This window comes from Desulfovibrio sp. (assembly GCF_034006445.1).
Taxonomy (GTDB): Bacteria; Desulfobacterota; Desulfovibrionia; order Desulfovibrionales; family Desulfovibrionaceae; genus Desulfovibrio.
In genome coordinates this window covers 1-15,353 of sequence record NZ_JAVESS010000014.1, presented here as the reverse complement: position 1 = coordinate 15,353, position 15,353 = coordinate 1, and the positions used below count along the sequence as shown (strand labels likewise).

15 protein-coding genes are annotated in these 15,353 nt (G+C 60.2%); 6 read left to right on the top strand and 9 right to left on the bottom strand.

What is annotated here, in order from left to right:
* Positions 1 to 51: 51 nt before the first annotated feature.
* On the top strand, positions 52 to 1,044 hold the full coding sequence (locus tag RBR41_RS10870; protein WP_320352611.1) for a hypothetical protein: 993 nt from the start codon (positions 52 to 54) through the stop codon (positions 1,042 to 1,044).
* 234 nt (positions 1,045 to 1,278) lie between these two features.
* Here the strand turns inward: RBR41_RS10870 and RBR41_RS10865 are convergent, their stop codons facing one another.
* The 5 genes from RBR41_RS10865 to RBR41_RS10845 all read right to left on the bottom strand — a co-directional run bounded on the left by RBR41_RS10865 (position 1,279) and on the right by RBR41_RS10845 (position 5,934).
* Positions 1,279 to 1,977, bottom strand: coding sequence for a methyltransferase domain-containing protein (locus tag RBR41_RS10865; protein WP_320352609.1), 699 nt, complete (start codon positions 1,975 to 1,977; stop codon positions 1,279 to 1,281).
* A 461-nt stretch (positions 1,978 to 2,438) separates the two neighbouring features.
* Complete coding sequence (gene hmcD / locus RBR41_RS10860; RefSeq protein WP_320352608.1) at positions 2,439 to 2,591, bottom strand: sulfate respiration complex protein HmcD; 153 nt, start codon at positions 2,589 to 2,591, stop codon at positions 2,439 to 2,441.
* 26 nt (positions 2,592 to 2,617) lie between these two features.
* The gene (gene hmcC, locus RBR41_RS10855) at positions 2,618 to 3,832 is read right to left on the bottom strand and encodes a sulfate respiration complex protein HmcC (RefSeq protein ID WP_320352607.1); all 1,215 of its coding nucleotides are present in this window, start codon (positions 3,830 to 3,832) and stop codon (positions 2,618 to 2,620) included.
* Positions 3,833 to 4,936: a 4Fe-4S dicluster domain-containing protein gene (locus tag RBR41_RS10850; RefSeq protein WP_320352606.1), complete on the bottom strand. Its 1,104-nt coding sequence runs from the start codon at positions 4,934 to 4,936 to the stop codon at positions 3,833 to 3,835.
* 14 nt (positions 4,937 to 4,950) lie between these two features.
* Entirely contained in the window at positions 4,951 to 5,934 is a 984-nt protein-coding gene (locus tag RBR41_RS10845) for a nine-heme cytochrome c (RefSeq protein ID WP_320352604.1), read from the bottom strand.
* 685 nt (positions 5,935 to 6,619) lie between these two features.
* Between RBR41_RS10845 and RBR41_RS10840 the strand changes: the two genes are divergently transcribed.
* Positions 6,620 to 7,273: a carbonic anhydrase gene (locus tag RBR41_RS10840; protein WP_320352602.1), complete on the top strand. Its 654-nt coding sequence runs from the start codon at positions 6,620 to 6,622 to the stop codon at positions 7,271 to 7,273.
* Between the two features lie 373 nt (positions 7,274 to 7,646).
* Here the strand turns inward: RBR41_RS10840 and miaA are convergent, their stop codons facing one another.
* From miaA to RBR41_RS10820, 4 genes are read right to left on the bottom strand one after another with little or no spacing between them, the layout of a single operon-like run.
* Positions 7,647 to 8,609, bottom strand: a complete 963-nt coding sequence (gene miaA, locus RBR41_RS10835; RefSeq protein WP_320352600.1) for a tRNA (adenosine(37)-N6)-dimethylallyltransferase MiaA — start codon at positions 8,607 to 8,609, stop codon at positions 7,647 to 7,649.
* A 16-nt stretch (positions 8,610 to 8,625) separates the two neighbouring features.
* Positions 8,626 to 9,165 (bottom strand): pantetheine-phosphate adenylyltransferase, encoded by a 540-nt coding sequence (gene coaD, locus RBR41_RS10830; RefSeq protein WP_320352598.1) that lies wholly within the window; start codon positions 9,163 to 9,165, stop codon positions 8,626 to 8,628.
* Positions 9,162 to 9,713, bottom strand: coding sequence for a 16S rRNA (guanine(966)-N(2))-methyltransferase RsmD (rsmD, locus tag RBR41_RS10825; protein WP_320352596.1), 552 nt, complete (start codon positions 9,711 to 9,713; stop codon positions 9,162 to 9,164). Before rsmD ends, coaD begins: the two co-directional genes overlap by 4 nt.
* A 15-nt stretch (positions 9,714 to 9,728) precedes the next feature.
* Positions 9,729 to 11,339, bottom strand: coding sequence for an MBL fold metallo-hydrolase (locus RBR41_RS10820; protein ID WP_320352594.1), 1,611 nt, complete (start codon positions 11,337 to 11,339; stop codon positions 9,729 to 9,731).
* A 452-nt stretch (positions 11,340 to 11,791) separates the two neighbouring features.
* Between RBR41_RS10820 and RBR41_RS10815 the strand changes: the two genes are divergently transcribed.
* From RBR41_RS10815 to RBR41_RS10800, 4 genes are all read left to right on the top strand, one after another.
* Positions 11,792 to 12,460, top strand: coding sequence for a TIGR00730 family Rossman fold protein (locus tag RBR41_RS10815; protein ID WP_320352593.1), 669 nt, complete (start codon positions 11,792 to 11,794; stop codon positions 12,458 to 12,460).
* An 8-nt stretch (positions 12,461 to 12,468) separates the two neighbouring features.
* Positions 12,469 to 13,038 (top strand): nucleoside deaminase, encoded by a 570-nt coding sequence (locus RBR41_RS10810; protein ID WP_320352591.1) that lies wholly within the window; start codon positions 12,469 to 12,471, stop codon positions 13,036 to 13,038.
* A 353-nt stretch (positions 13,039 to 13,391) separates the two neighbouring features.
* Entirely contained in the window at positions 13,392 to 14,924 is a 1,533-nt protein-coding gene (locus RBR41_RS10805; protein WP_320352590.1) for a fused MFS/spermidine synthase, read from the top strand.
* Between the two features lie 69 nt (positions 14,925 to 14,993).
* Positions 14,994 to 15,224: a hypothetical protein gene (locus RBR41_RS10800; protein WP_320352589.1), complete on the top strand. Its 231-nt coding sequence runs from the start codon at positions 14,994 to 14,996 to the stop codon at positions 15,222 to 15,224.
* The last annotated feature ends 129 nt before the right edge of the window (positions 15,225 to 15,353 follow it).

Here is a 15,353-nt window from a genome sequence, read left to right as displayed (position 1 = left end):
TAACCGGATCTCCGCGCCACTTGGGTGGGGGCGTCCGGGACGAAACACACTATGATGAAAAAACTCTACATCTGGCTTGCATGCCTTGGAGTGCTGTGTCTGGCTGCCTGCGATTCCGGCAGCAAGGAAGAGGCCCCCGCGTCTTCCGCAAAAACGGAGCAGGCGCAGCCCGCTCCCGCCGCAGAGGCCAACGTCGTGGCAGATGCTGGCAGCGCGCCCCAGGAACTGGGGCCGCCGCCCACAAAGGAGCAGCTTGATGCGGCCGACGCCCTGGTGGCTTTCTATAATACGGCGGCCAGTACCCTTGCCAACCCGTACTATACCCAGGCCGATGTGATGATGGGCAACGTGCGCTACTACCTGCACGAATGGATGCTGGCCCCGCGCCCGGATGGCGGCGACGGCAAGCCTCTGGCCGCGCGCCTTGCGGCCCCGAAGGGGATGTTCAGCGAAGACGAGTCCCGCGCCATGGCGCAGTGGGTGGAAGACATGCGCCAGAGCCTCGACAGCATGCGCGCCGACTACCGTTCCCTTGAACGCTATGTGAAGGACCAGAGCATTCGTGACGACGGCGTCAAGGGCAAAACTCTGGCAGCCAACATCGAGAAGACCTATGATCGCTTTTCCGCTGCCCGCAGCGGCTACATGGGCACGGTGGAAGCCAGGGCCGCATCTGTGGAAGAAGTGCTGCTCTACGGGCATCCGCTCAAACGGCAGATACTGGAAGCCAGAAAGGTTTTTGGGCTGTTTTCACGAACGGCCGGTCTGCTCACTGCGCAAAAACCCGACCGTGAGGCCCTGGAGCAGGTGAAGACCAGGCTCGAGGCCAGCCTTGCCGATGCCGGACGCCCTCCTTTTCCCGCTGCGCCGGATGTGGAGCGTACCTACCGCGAGTTTCTCAAGCAGGCCGCCGAGTTTAAAGAGGCGCTTGCAAAAGGGCTGGACGAGGGTTTTTACAACCCCGTGCGGGAGGAACTCAATAATGCCGCCGTGGGCAGCCGTCAGGCGTACAATGTTTTTGTGCGCGAAGCCAACCCTGAATAGCCCGGCAGATTATCTGGCGCGTTCGTCAGGACGCTGCTGCCAGTGGGACGGAGGCGTGTGGGCAGACTGAGCCGCCGCGCTTCATAAAGAAGAAGACCCCGGCACATGCCGTGAGAGTACATAAAACGCACAAGGCCGCGCGATTATCGCGCGGCCTTGTGCGTTAACAATCCTCAAGGCATTTCAACGTGACAGCGCCCTGGAGCAGATTAACTTTGAAAAAGTGTAAATGCTCTAACGCCCGCGAATCCAGTACGTTTCAAAGCCGTCCTGCAGCCAGCCGTCCTTCACTTCCGTCATCCCGGCCTGCTTGAATATCTGGCGGTATTCATCGCGCGTGCGCCGCCAGCCCCAGAACTGCTGACGCCGTATGCCAAGGTAATGCAGAATGCCGCGTATGAAAATCTTGATGGCATTGACGAAGCTTCCGATAAAGGAATCCTCTTCCAGCAGCGAGGCGGAGAGCAGGATGATTTCGCCCCCGGGCGTAAGCTGCGCGCGCAGTTCCTGAAGCAGATGGGTGAATTCGCTCGTGGGAATGCCGTAGTCCACTGTGGACAAATATATCATGTCATAGTGAACGTCCGGCGGCAGGCAAGCCGGCGGCAGGCCGATATAGATACGCTCGTTGGGGATGACCTCCCGCAGCCACTTCATGCCCACGGTGCTGGGCTCGTTGACGTGCAGCTCCAGGTCGGGCAGCTCTTCAAGAAGGATTTTTTCCATATAGCCGACGCCACTGCCGATGGAAAGCACGCGCACAGGCTCGGTGCGCTGCTGGGTTTCCCTGGCGAGCTGGTCACGCAACTGCCCGATAAGCCAGCGGGCGTCCTTGCGCTTGTTGGTGCGCCAGACGGCGGGCAAATCGTCCCAATCCTTGAACCGGCGAAAGAGCTCTTCATAAAATACGGCGTAAAACTTGGGCTCCGCCAAATGGAAAAAGGAGATATGCGAAAAGGATGTGAATGGAATTCCCTGCCAGCTTTCTTGATAAAATCTTCGCACGTCAACCCCCCGCTCATGGCTGCATAAATGCGTTATGGCAAACGCGCCGAAGCCACTCTACGCAGCCAACTATAGCGCAAGCCTTCGTAAGGCGCAATGCGCTCTGTAATTGTTCTCAATGTGCCTCTGTGCTGTGAGAGCGGGCTCTCCCCCAGGCCGGGCATTGCAAAGGTTTAGGCATGGCCGTTGCGGCGCTGAAGCATGCCCTCTTTTTCAGGGGCAGGATGCGCTGGCAGAGGCCAGTACCGGCAAAGGGCGGGCGCAGCAAAAGCGGCCTTCAAAAAAAACGCGCCTGCGCCGCATGGGGCAAAAGCCTTGCCAAATGACAGGGGACGACGCTTGCGACGCCGCCCCCTGCGAATTTCAGGCAGATTCAGACCAGTTATGGCCTAGTGCCCTTTGGACTCGCCGTTACGCCCCTTTTTGCGGGGAAACAGCACAAAGTTCCAGTACACTACATAGAGAGGGAGCACCACGAACATCATGACGTACGCCCAGCTCTTCGTATAGAGGAAGTAATCGTAAAAAGTATGGAATTCCATAGTATTCTCCTCTTTCGGATTGACTACTAGTGCTCATCCCTGAAGTCGGGGTGTTCGTACAGCACCGGCATGTGGTAGACGATAAAGCGGTACACGGTAACAATCATCGTCACCACAAAGATGGAAATGCAGAATTCCCAGATGCTGGGGAAGTAGCGTTCCGCTGAGGGCAGATTGTAGTTGAAGGCAATCATGGACACGTTGAAACGGTTCAGGACAATGCCGAGCACCGCGTTGACCGAGGCAATACGGCACAGGGTCACGTTGCGTTCACGCGCGCCCTTGGCGTAGAGCAGGGCGGGCAGCAGCACGAAGCCCAGTATTTCCACAAGCCACCAGGCGCCATAGCCGGAGAAGACGTAGGGCAGGTTCGCCTGCACAAGCATGTCAATGACCTTGAGCATGAAGTAGGCAAACAGGATGAAGGAAGCCGCGCGCGCAAAGCTGAAAATGACGCCGTCGGCTTCACGCAAATGGGTTTCGTCCATGTAGTGGTGCAGACCCTTGTGGGCGAACATGCCTTCAAAAATGACCATGGAAGATCCGGCAGCCATGGAGCTGACGAAGAAGAACATGGGCATGAAGGGCGAGTACCACAAAGGATGCAGCTTTTCAGGCGCAATGAGGTACAGCGCGCCCAGCGAGGACTGGTGCAGGGTGGACAGCGTCACGCCAAAGATGGTGAGCAAGATGGTGGCCTGCACCACGACCTTGCGCCACTTGAGCAGGAAGGTGAACTTGGACGACAGCCATTCCATAGGCGCCACGGAGAACTCGATGAGCAGCACCGTAACGTAGGTGGCCACGCACAGGCCCACTTCAAAGAGAACCGAAGTGGTGCCGGGGAAGAAGAACATGAAGGGCAGACGCAGCGGATGGCCCAGGTCGTACAGAAGGGCCACAACCACGAAGGCATAACCGAGAAAGGCCGTGGTGACGGCGGGGCGTACTGCCGAATGGAACTGCTTCATGCCCATGACGTAGCAGGCCACGGTGGTAAAGTAGCCGCCAGCCGCGAGCGACACGCCGCACAAAAGGTCAAAGCCGATCCACAGGCCCCAGGGCTGGGTGTTGCTCAGGTTGGTGACCGAGCCAATGCCCATGGTAAAACGGATAATGGTGATTACCAGGCCCACCGACAGGATGATGGCCGTAATGATGTTGCCCGGCGTCGGTCTGAAGAACTCGCCAAGATTGAACAGCTTGTCCTTGGTAGGAATGACTATGCTGTGGTGCGACATTTACTTATCCTCCCCGTGACACTTGCACTCCGTTTCCCGGGCCTTGAGGGCCTCGGTCATGGCGCGGCGAGCCGTGTCGGCAGCACCCGGCCCCTGGGTTTCCTCAATCTTGCGCACAGCGGCGTCAACGGCGGCGGCCACGTCTTCGTGGGCTTCCTTGATCTTTTCGTCCTTTTCAGCCTTGTACATGGCTTCGCGGCGCTTGCTGATGGCATACGCACCGCCGAAGAGCACAGGCCAGAAGGCCACGATCATGGGCACCGCGCCCAGCGCGCCGTAGGTCAGTTCACCCATGGGGCGGTTGCCGAGGTGGGTGTTGAGGCCAAGCTGTTTCAGTTCGTCGCCAGCCAGCGGCGCGTCGTCCGCCGGAATGGCGGCAGCGGCCTGGCCCACAGCGGGGCTCAGAACCATCCATGCGGTACCACCGGCGTCGGTTTCGCCGTAGATGTAGTTGACGTACTTGCCGGGATTGTCGGCCATGCGGGCACGGGCCACGCGGAGGAGGTCACTGCGGCGGCCGAAGGTGAGGGCGTCCTTGGGACAGGCCTGCACACAGCCGGGCAGCTTGCCTTCCTGGAGCAGGGGCTCACAGAAGGTGCATTTTTGCACCAGGGGATCAAAGGCTTCGTCGTACTGGAAGCCGGGCACGTAGAAGGGGCACGCTATCATGCAATAGCGGCAGCCCACGCACTGCGAGCCGTCGTAGTGCACAGCGCCGTTGGGGTGCTTGGAGAAGCACTTGGCAAAACAGGCCGAGGCGCAGGCCGGGTCGTTGCAGTGGAAGCACTGCAACTTGCGGAACACGTCCTTGCCGTTGACCTTGTACTTGTTCACCACGGTCCACTGGTATTCACTGGTACGGCGGGTGGTGTCGCACACGGTGAGGTCGCTGAAGGGCTTTTTGGGCTTGGGCAGGTGGTTGACCTTGTTGCAGGCCTCTTCGCACTTGCGGCAGCCGATGCAGCGGGTAGTGTCGTGCAGCACTCCGTAACTGTCAGCATAATATGGGAAGGTGTGGGGGCCAGCCTGGGCTACCTTGGCAGTGCCAAGGGCCGAGACCACGCCCGCGCTTCCCAGAATGGTCAGAAATGTTCTGCGTTTCATATTCTTACTCCATGCTAGTCGGCGCTCTTGGGCGCGGCCTTATGGCAGGTGGTGCAGTCGGTATCTCTGGGACGCGCGACGTTCATGCCCTTATGGCAACCCATGCACTGCAGATGGTAGGCGGCCATGAGGTTGGGACGGCCAGGATTGACCTTGTCGATTTCCTTGGCATGGCAACTGCCGCACTTGGGCGGCGTGAGAGAGAGCGGGCTCCTGTGGTGGCAGGTCGCACACAGAAGTTCAGGCTGATTGTGGAAAGCCTGGGCCAGCTTGTCGTCCTTGATCCCTTCAATGAGGGAGGTCAGGTGACGGCGATGGGTGAAGTTGCTTCCCTCGTACTTGTCGGCCAGAGAGTCGATGACCACCTTGAGGGGGGCCAGCATGGGAGAAACAGGCGTAACGGGCTTCTGGGCCAGCACGGTTTCGGCTGCCAGAGCTTCATTGTCGCCGGGCAAAAGGGTTCCGTTGATGCCCTTCTGCATTTGTTCCGGCGTCATGGACGGCGTAACATTGTGGCATGTGGCGCACCATGCCGAGTCGCGCTTGGGCGTGACAATGGCATGACAGCCCGCGCATTCGCGCCTTTCCTTGGTTTGCTGTTCGTGACAGCTCACGCAGCTGACGGGAGTGTTGCCCTTGGCGCGCTTGGCGATGTTGGTGGCGTGCATGGCACGCTCAAGGGTGATGAAATTGCCCTCGGCCTTGCCTTCCACGGTGTGACAGGTGCTACAGGCCACCGGATCACCCGTGTGGTGACAGGTCTCGCAGTTTTCAATCTTTTTTTCGTGATTAAGGTGATTGAAAACCGCAGGTTTCATGGCCGCGCCCTTGGGATTGGGCTTGTCGCCGACCGGAAACATGACTATGGCCGATGGCGCGCCGCTGTCTGTTGGCTCCAGAGCTGCGGCATTTGCCGTACCAGCCCCCAGCGCCGTAAGACACGCCGCGCCAGCCAGGGCGATAGCCGCCAGCAGAAGCAGTGATGTGCCGTTCCTCATGTGCTTGTCCTTTTGCATTCAGACATTACCCCATAACCCGCCGCCTGGCGACGGGATCCTCCGGCCCCGCCGATCCCTGCGGGGGGCAAACACGCAGATATTGCAACGGTATCGCAGGCTGCGAGACACGTCAAGGAGGGGTCAATCTTGGAATGGCTTCTCATGCTTGGAAAAACAAGGTGATTGGGAAAATTTTCATTAAATTCGTTTCGCCAATAAAAACCAAATCAAAGCCTTAAGGCGAAAAAGCGGTCAGCTTGCGCACAAGGGCACATGGCTGCGAGTTTTTTGAAATTTTTTTTGCAGGGGCAAAAAAATCCCTTACACCGGGCCAGCACGTGATAAAAAAGAAGACCTGCGGGAGCATCTGGGGGCAAAGCAAAAATTTCACCAGTCCTGGCGGGCTGTGATAGTATATTGTAAATTATAATTATTTTTATGGTGTCAGGCCTGCCTGGCGTGGCCGCTCACGGCAGGGGGGCGGGGGCGGCTGGCGGAACTTGACCTGCACTGCGAGATGCTCTACCCCCAAAGGGATTGGGTATTACACGAAATTGCCCGCAGGCCGATGCCCGCCGTCCGTCCCGGACATGGTCTTTCGGGAGGGCGCGTGTGATTTTACTTCCGCCTGTGGTGGATATGGCTATGGAGCCGGCAGCTCCTGACCGATAACGGAGGATCGTTGATGAAGAGTGTTGAAAGCCTGTTGCAGGGCAATGAACTGTTTCAAAAAAACTATTTTAAAAAGAACGAAACCGAGCTTCTGGAACTTGTCAGAAGCGGCCAGCATCCCAAGGCGCTCTTTATTGGCTGCGCCGACTCCAGAGTTATCCCCTCGCTCATAACCAATGCTCCTCCCGGCCAGCTTTTCGTGCTGCGCAACGTGGGCAATTTTGTGGCTCCCCACAAGCCGGACGAAGACTATCACGCTATGGCCTCCGGCATAGAATACGCCGTCACCACCCTGGATATTTCAGAAATCATCATCTGCGGGCATACGTACTGCGGGGCCATAGAGGCCCTGTACAAGGAAATCAGCGGTGACCAGCTCATCCACACCAAGAAGTGGCTTTCGCTTGGCAAGAAGGCCAAGGAACTCGCCCTGCTGGCGCTTGGCAAAGATTCCGACAAGGACAGGCTGTTGCGTCTGACGGAAAAGCTCTCCATTGTCTTTCAGATTGAAAACCTGCTCACCTATCCTTACGTCAGGGAAAAGGTGGAAAATGGCACCCTGCATATCCATGGCTGGCTTTACCATATCGAATCCGGCGAAATGGAATACTATGATCCCGACCAGCACGAATTTCTGACACTGAGCAAGTCGGAAGCCGCGCTGTAGGCGCACAGGGTTGCCGTACAGCTTTTTGTGCGCAAGGTACGTAAATTTCAGGCGGCCCGCTTTAGAGCGGGCCGCCTGTCTGCGTTTGGCAGTCTGATAAGCAAAAGCGGCTGGAAGCATTCCAGTAACTGGGTCGCCGCCAGTTGTCGTGCTGGTGCGCCGTCAGGAGTACCCTGGTTCTGCCCCCCCCCATTTCAGTTCAGAACTCCCACGGTACCCGCCCGGAATATCATAAAAGTTTTAGGGGGAGGGGGTGTGGGGGAGGGGACCCTTTTTCAAAAGGGTCCCTCCCCCACAAAGTATTCCACAACGGGCTTTTCAGCCGCGCGGGAGCAGGATAGGCGGTCCCTCCCCCACAAAGTATTCCAACATACTACCCTTCTAACCGCGCCCAGCCGCTGCGCGCGGCTGTAACCACGCCGTCCACATCTTCCGGCGGCAGCCAGAGGGCCTGCTTGCGGGCGCGAAACCAGGTGAGCTGCCGCTTGGCGTAGGCGCGTGTGTTACGCAGCCAGAGCGAGCGGCATTCTTCGAAATTCAGGCGGCCGCGCAGAAAGGCCAGGGCTTCGGCGCAGCCGATACCGGACCAGCCGGGCGCGCCGTCGTCGTCGCAGTGTTCAAGGGCGGCGCGGGCCTCGTCCATGGCCCCTGCGTCGAGCATCATGTCCAGGCGGCGGGCCAGGCGGGGTTCCAGCCAGGCCAGGGGGGCATCCAGCACCAGCAGCGGCCCGGTGCAGGGCGGGGGGCTCATGGCGTTTTTGTGCCACCAGGTGAAGGGTTTGCCCGTGGCCTGGCGCACTTCAAGGGCGCGCACGATGCGCTGGCGGTCATTGGGATGGATGCGGGCGGCGTATTCCGGGTCCACCTGGGCCAGTTCGGCGTGCATACGTGCCGCGCCGTCGGCTTCCATGCGGTCGGTGAGGGCCAGGGTCAGGGCCGGGTTCACAGGAGGAATCTGGGCCGTGCCGTGCAGCAGGGTGTGAAAGTACAGCCCCGTACCGCCCACCAGGAGGGGCGTCTTGCCCCTGGCGAGGATGTCGCGGGCAAGGGCCGTGGCCTGGTCAGCCCAGCGGCCCGCGCTGATTTTTTGCGCTGTGGGCAAAAAGCCGTAGAGGTGGTGCGGGCAGTGGGCGCGTTCTTCGGGCGTGGGCTGCGCCGTTATGCAGGGAAAATCCGCATAGACCTGCCGGGAGTCCGCATTGATGACCTCGCCGTTCAAAGCGTCGGCCATGGCCAGGGCGGCGGCCGTCTTGCCGGAGCCTGTGGGCCCCGCAAGGCAGATGACAGGCAGCGGGGCAGCCTGTGCCGCCCCGCTGTTGGTATGCGTGTTCCGCATGGATTTCATCCGGCGGTTACGAGGTGCGAAAGCCGCTGTGGGGCGGGGCAAGACAGGGGGTGGCCTGGGCAACCTCGCCTTTTTCGTATTTTTCCATAAGCGCCAGCCGCACGTTTTCGGGCACAAGACCCTTGATGTCCGCTCCGTGGCTGGCCGCCGCCTTGACGATGGTGGAGCTGATGAACAGCCACTGGTAGTCGGTCATGAGAAAGACCGTCTGGATATGGCGCTGCAGGCGGCGGTTCATGAGGGCCAGCTGGAACTCGTATTCAAAGTCCGAGACGGCGCGCAGCCCGCGCAACAGAACACAGGCCCCGCGCTGGGCGGCGTACTCCACCGTGAGGCCCGAAAAGGGTTCCACAATGACCTTGGGTTCGTCCTTGAGCGCCACACGGGCCATGTCCACACGTTCTTCATGGCTGAAAAGGGGGCGTTTGGGCGTATTGTCGGCCACCGCCACGATGAGCTGGTCAAAAACCTCGCAGCCCCGGCGGATGAGGCTGAGGTGCCCGTTGGTCATCGGGTCGAACGTGCCGGGATACATGGCTATTTTCATGGCGCTATCCAGATGCAGACGCGGGTTTGGCCCAGCAGTCTGTCAGTTTCCAGGGTGAAACCGGAAGGTACGGCAAAGCTTGCCTCTTTTTCAATCTCCGCAGTGACAAAGGCTCCGGGCGTAAGCCAGCGGTGGGCCGCCAGCAGCCGCAGGGCCGGTTCGGCCAGCTTTTTGCGGTAGGGCGGATCCATAAAAACCAGGTTATAGGGCTGTTGCGGCGGCCGCCTGAGCACCTTGAGCACGTCGTCCTTTATGAGGCCCGTTTCGGCCTGCACGCCCAGCGTTTCCACATTGGCCTGAAGGCAGCGCATGGCCTGCACGGAGTTTTCAACCAGCAGGGCATGGGGCGCGCCACGGCTGATGGCCTCAAAGGCCAGACTGCCGCTGCCCGCGAAAAGATCCAGCACCCGCGCCGTGGACCAGACAAGCCCACGGGCGGCGAGCATGGAAAAGAGGGCCTCGCGGGTTTTGCTCATGGCGGGGCGGTAGCCCTCGCCTTCCACAGTTTTAAGAGTCCGGCCGCCGAGGCGGCCTGATATGATGCGCATGATCCTCCCGTATGCCTACATGCGCGAGATAAGGCGCGTGAGGGCGTAGTCCATTTTTTCCAGAGCTTCGTGCAAATCGGTCTGTTCCACCCAGGGGCGGGCTTCCACATCGGCCAGCTTGCCCTTGAACATGCCCCACTTGCGTTCCACTTCGTCGGTGAGGAAATTCCAGTCCACCTTGGGGTGGGCCTTGGTCTCGTGCGTGATGGTTTCGGCAACCTCGCAGCCGACCAGGGTCATTTCCTCAAGGTAGGAAGCTATGTGGGGCGTGACGGCAAAGCGCTCATGTATAAGCCTGGCCAGGACTTCCTGAGCCTTGGATTCACCGTGGGTGAGCACCACCTGCGCGCAGTTGTGCACCAGGGGGGCCAGCCATTCCAGAAGCTGGCTTTGCCCGGCATGGCCCGAAAAACCGTTGATGGTGAAAATACGGGCGGCTACGTCCATATCTTCACCGAACAGCGTTATTTTTTTGGCTTTTTCAACAATCTTGCGGCCTGGCGTGCCCACGGCCTGATAGCCCACAAAGACGATGCTTGCGCCGGGCTTCCAGATATTGTGGCGCAGGTGGTGGCGTATACGACCCGCGTTGCACATGCCGCTGGCCGAGATGACGATGGCCGGGCCCTTGTAGTCGTTGATGGCCTGCGATTCCGTCACGGACAGGGTGTAGCGCAGGTTGGGCAGGGAGAAGGGATTGTCGCCGTTATTGAGCATTTTTTGAGCGGCGTCGTCAAAAAGCTCGCGGTTGCGCTCAAAGACTTCGGTGGCGCGGATGGCCAGGGGGCTGTCCACGTACACGGGCATGTCGGCGGGCAACAGGCCCTTTTTGTTGAGCACATGCAGACAGTACAGCACCTCCTGGGTGCGTTCCACGGCAAAGGCGGGAATGATGACCTTTTCGCCCTTGCCGTAGCTGTAGGCGATGGCGTCGGCCAGTTCCTGATCGCTGAGGTCTTCATCCTTGTGGTCGCGGTCGCCGTAGGTGGACTCCATAAACACATAGTCGGCCTGGGGCGGATTTTCGGGGCTGCGCACGATAAGAGACTGCGGGCGGCCGATGTCGCCCGAAAAGATGAGGCTGGTTGTCTTGCCGTTTTCGGCGGCTTCAATGCGCAGGGAGCCGGAACCGAGGATGTGCCCGGCGTCATAATAGGTGACCGTGATGCCGGGGGCGGGTTCAAAGGTCTTGTGGTAGTCCACCGCAGAAAAGAGGGTGACGGCTTTTTGCGCGTCTGCCACGGTGTACAGGGCTGCGGGGGGATTTTTAAGCCCGCGCCGCATGTATTTTTTGGCTTCCCACAGGGCTTCCATTTCCTGGATATGGGCGCTGTCCTGCAGCATGAGGTCCAGAAGCTCGCTTGTGGCCTTGGTGCAGTATACGGGGTTTTCAAACCCTTCGCGCACCAGCTTTGGCAGCAGGCCGGAATGGTCGATATGGGCGTGGGTGATGAGGACGAAGTCAATATCAGTGGGACGGTAGACTTCAGTTTCCCGGTTACGCGCCTCAATGGCCTTGTTGCCCTGGTGCATGCCGCAGTCGATGCAGAATCTTTTGCCGCAGGCCTCAATCATGTAGCAGGAGCCGGTCACGGTTTGAGCCGCACCCAGAAGTTGAACCTTCATCGTGGCCTCCGATAATAAGTAACGGCCAGAAGCAGCCGCAAAGTCCGTCGTGGCGGAGGGCAGGCAGGCTGCTGTTTTCCGTCTGACGTGCCCCACCGCCGCAAAACCCGGTGCAGTACAGGGCGCGGCGCGTAAAACGCAGTGTGTGCGGCCATGCGTTGGCCGCAGGTCGCGTTGGGGACTTTTTTCCATAGCCGCTTGAGGCGCGCAGCGTCAAGCCTGCGCCGTCCGGCGCGGCTTTGCTCCGGTTTTCCACGTGCATTGGGCAGTGCATTGCCTTTACCGCGCCGCCCACATATACTGTTACTCTGGTTCGCCGGGCGGCAGCAGGCCCCCGGCCCATTTACGCGCTTCCGCCCGGAAGGCCGACAAAGCTGCGGCAGCCTGCCGCTGCTGATGTTTTTTTGCGTTTGTTTTTTCGGGAGTAACGGGAGATACCCTAAGGAGAATCCATGCCTGAACTGCAACAAAATATTGTGGACGATCTTGCTTCCGTCACCACCGAATCCTGGCGTACCTTCCGCATCATGGCCGAAATGGTGGAAGCTCTGGACACCCTCAACGCTCTCAAGGTCAACTGCATATCCATCTTCGGTTCGGCCCGCAGCACGCCGGACACGCAGGAATATAAGGACGCTGAAAAAATTTCGCGTCTGCTGGTCGAAGCCGGTTTCGGCATCATCACCGGCGGCGGCCCCGGCGTTATGGAAGCGGCCAACAAGGGCGCTTTTGACGCGGGCGGCGAATCCATCGGGCTGCACATCCATCTGCCGCATGAGCAGGGTTGCAACCAGTATGTGAAAACCCGCTGCAATTTCCGCTATTTTTTCATCCGCAAATTCATGTTCGTCAAGTATGCCATGGCCTATGTGGTCATGCCCGGCGGCATGGGCACCATTGACGAGCTTTCCGAAGCCTTTGTGCTGGCCCAGACCGGGCGTACGCGCGCCTTCCCCATTGTGCTGTACGATTCCAGCTTCTGGAGCGGCATGGTGGAATGGCTGCGCAAGAACATGGCCGCGCGCGGCTTTATCAGGGAAAAGGAAATTGACCGGCTCATCACCGTGTGCGACACGCCTGAAGAAGTGGCCAGTCATCTGCGCAAAATAGTTATTCTTTAGGACGCTGCATGAAGCGGCAGGCATCAGACCTTTTCTTCCCCCATTCCGGCGGCCCTGCCTCCGGAAATGGGGGAGTTCGCGTTTTTGCGCCAGCCGGGCCTGTGCCCCCCGCGCCGCCGGGGCATAGCTGGGAGAGCCTCATGGGGCGTGCGCTTGAGCGTGCCCGACTGGCCGCCGCTGCCGGAGAAATCCCCGTGGGCGCGGTTATCGCGGCCCCCGACGGCACAGTGCTGGCGGAAGCGGGCAACGCCCCTGTGGGCCTGCACGATCCCACGGCCCATGCCGAAATCCTGGCTCTGCGCCAGGCAGGGCGCGTTTTTGGCAATTACCGGCTTGGCGGCTGCGTGCTGGTGGTCACCCTTGAGCCCTGCGCCATGTGCGCTGCGGCCTGCCTCCATGCCCGCCTGGCCGGAGTGGTTTACGGGGCGGCGGATTCGCTGGCCGGGGCCGTTGTCTCGCGTGCCGAATATTTTGACGCGCAGAGCGCCAACCACAGCCTCTGGCATATGGGCGGCGTGCGCGGGGCTGAATGCGCGGAACTGCTGCGCGGTTTTTTTGCCGCCAGGCGCGAAGAATAGGGGAGCCCGTCGCCCGCAATACAGGATATGTCAGGGCTGGCTCCGCTGTTCAGGATATTTTGCAATCAGCCGGGACTGGCAGCTCCGGCAGTCGCGGCAGTCGCGGCAGTCGCAGCAGTCGCGGCAGTTGCGCGCGCTGGCTGGCGCTGCCGGTTCACAGGCACTGCCGTTCGCGCTGCCTATGTTATTTTGCGGGTGGCAATGCCGGGCATGTATATACTTTGAAACAGCGCGTGTTCATTGGTGATCTGCGCTGGATGTATGACTGTGGGGAAGCGATTGATGCGCGGCTTGTGCCGCGCTGCCGGAGCTTCGCCCCAACCGCCAGGGGCTGGACCCCAAAAAGGAACGCCATGCTGGAACTGACGGTTTTTTTTAGCGGCGCGCTGGTGATGGTGCTGGAAATGGTGGGCGCGCGTGTGCTGGCCCCCTATGTGGGCACCTCGGCCATTGTGTGGACAAGTCTTATAGGCGTGGTGCTGGCCTGTCTCGCTCTGGGAGCGTGGGCGGGCGGACGCATGGCCGACAGGCATCTGTCGCGCCGTGGGCTGGCCCTGGCCCTGGCCGGAGCCGGACTTGGCTGCGCGCTTACGGCCCTGTGTCATTCGCTGGTGGGCCAGTGGGTCACAGAGGGCATCGGCAATCTGTACGTGGCCGCCGTGGCCGCCGCTGTGGGTATTTTTGCCCTGCCTGCCCTCTTTTTCGGGGCCATAAGCCCCTATGCCATCCGCCTGCGCATCGGCAGCGTCGACACTGCCGGGGCCACGGTGGGGCGGCTGTACGCGCTTTCCACGGCGGGCAGCATTCTGGGCACCTTTCTGGGCGGCTTTGTGCTCATTTCCTTTTTCGGCAGCGCCAGCATTCTCTGGGGCGTGGCCGTGTGCATGATGGCGCTTTCGCTGTGCAATGCGGCGCGCGGCGGCAAGGTGCGCGCTGCCCTGCTGGCCCTGTGCCTGATTGGGGCCGTCATGAACGGCATGTACGGAACCTGGCAGGAGAACAGGGGAGGGGTGCGGCTTGTGGAAAGCCCCTATAACAGCATCCGCGTCTATGAGGGCATGGACTGGGGCGAGGGCGGGCGCGCCGTGCGGCTCATGGCCACTGACCCCGGCTACAGCCAGTCGGGCATGTACCTGGATGACCCGGCGGAACTCTATTTTCAGTACACGCGGTTTTATGCCCTTGGCCCGCGCTTTGTGCCCCAGGCCCGTTCTGTGCTCATGCTTGGCGGGGGCGGCTATTCCGTGCCCAAGTGGATTCTGGCGGGCAAGTCGGCCTTGGCAGCGCCCGACGAGGTGCGCATGACCGTGGTGGAAATCGACCCGGCCATGACTGCAACCGCCCGCCGCTGGTTCGACCTCAAGGACGACGCACGCCTTACGGTGCAGCACGAGGACGCCAGGGCCTTTTTGAACCGGCAGCAGGGGCAGTATGACCTGGTTTTTGTGGACGTGTTCAACTCGCACTATGCGGTTCCCTTCCAGATGGGCACGGTGGAAGCCGCGCGGGCCTTGCGGCGGGCCGTTGCACCGGGGGGCGCGCTGCTCATGAACGTCATTTCCGCTGTGAACGGCGAGGACGGACGATTGTTTCAGGGCATCTACGGGGCATTGTCCTCGGCCTTTGCAGAGGTGCAGGTGTATTGCGTGTCCCGCCCCGACAGGCTGGGCGAGGTGCAAAACCTCATGGTTGTGGCTTTTCCTGAAAAAAGGACGGGCACAGCCGGGGAAAAGGCACGGGCAGAAGAGGCGGGCGCAAACGCCGACGCGGGCATGGCCGCCATGCTGGCAACCCGCCTTGAAGGCCCGCTGGTTTTTGACACGCCGCCCCTTACGGACGATTTTGCCCCTGTGGAGCGCTATGCGCTCATGCTGCTGCGGCAGTAATGGGCTGGCCCCTTGCGATGCCGGGGCGAAAAATGTAGCATTCTACAACAAAAGTAGAGGAGGCGGCCCATGAAATTCAGTACAGTGAGTCCGCTGAGCTTGAGTGAAAATGTTCTGACCATACTTGGCAACAAACTGGCTGCCGGACTGGAACTCACCATGACCGAACGGTTGATGGCGCTGTCTGCGGCTGGAGCGATTGTCGCCAGCAAATACGGCCCCGGCCCGGCGGAAATGGTACTGACCCCGCCGCAGCTTCCTGAAGATATACGTGGTCTGCTGGCAGACTATGCCGGATAATATTGCTCGGTCAGGCGAGCGGTCACAAGCCCCTGCAGGGAGAATGCATTTTGAACGAAACCATTGACGATCTTACAGTACAGTTTGAAGAAAACGGCCAGATCATTGTGAATGAACTGGACAAGGTTG

What these genes read in the sequence shown, in the direction of transcription:
- RBR41_RS10870 (WP_320352611.1), top strand. Translation starts at nt 52, where the DNA reads ATGATGAAAAAACTCTACATCTGGCTTGCATGCCTTGGAGTGCTGTGT.
- hmcD (WP_320352608.1), bottom strand. Translation starts at nt 2,591, where the DNA reads ATGGAATTCCATACTTTTTACGATTACTTCCTCTATACGAAGAGCTGG.
- hmcC (WP_320352607.1), bottom strand. Translation starts at nt 3,832, where the DNA reads ATGTCGCACCACAGCATAGTCATTCCTACCAAGGACAAGCTGTTCAAT.
- RBR41_RS10850 (WP_320352606.1), bottom strand. Translation starts at nt 4,936, where the DNA reads ATGAAACGCAGAACATTTCTGACCATTCTGGGAAGCGCGGGCGTGGTC.
- RBR41_RS10845 (WP_320352604.1), bottom strand. Translation starts at nt 5,934, where the DNA reads ATGAGGAACGGCACATCACTGCTTCTGCTGGCGGCTATCGCCCTGGCT.
- RBR41_RS10840 (WP_320352602.1), top strand. Translation starts at nt 6,620, where the DNA reads ATGAAGAGTGTTGAAAGCCTGTTGCAGGGCAATGAACTGTTTCAAAAA.
- miaA (WP_320352600.1), bottom strand. Translation starts at nt 8,609, where the DNA reads ATGCGGAACACGCATACCAACAGCGGGGCGGCACAGGCTGCCCCGCTG.
- coaD (WP_320352598.1), bottom strand. Translation starts at nt 9,165, where the DNA reads ATGAAAATAGCCATGTATCCCGGCACGTTCGACCCGATGACCAACGGG.
- rsmD (WP_320352596.1), bottom strand. Translation starts at nt 9,713, where the DNA reads ATGCGCATCATATCAGGCCGCCTCGGCGGCCGGACTCTTAAAACTGTG.
- RBR41_RS10820 (WP_320352594.1), bottom strand. Translation starts at nt 11,339, where the DNA reads ATGAAGGTTCAACTTCTGGGTGCGGCTCAAACCGTGACCGGCTCCTGC.
- RBR41_RS10815 (WP_320352593.1), top strand. Translation starts at nt 11,792, where the DNA reads ATGCCTGAACTGCAACAAAATATTGTGGACGATCTTGCTTCCGTCACC.
- RBR41_RS10810 (WP_320352591.1), top strand. Translation starts at nt 12,469, where the DNA reads ATGAAGCGGCAGGCATCAGACCTTTTCTTCCCCCATTCCGGCGGCCCT.
- RBR41_RS10805 (WP_320352590.1), top strand. Translation starts at nt 13,392, where the DNA reads ATGCTGGAACTGACGGTTTTTTTTAGCGGCGCGCTGGTGATGGTGCTG.
- RBR41_RS10800 (WP_320352589.1), top strand. Translation starts at nt 14,994, where the DNA reads ATGAAATTCAGTACAGTGAGTCCGCTGAGCTTGAGTGAAAATGTTCTG.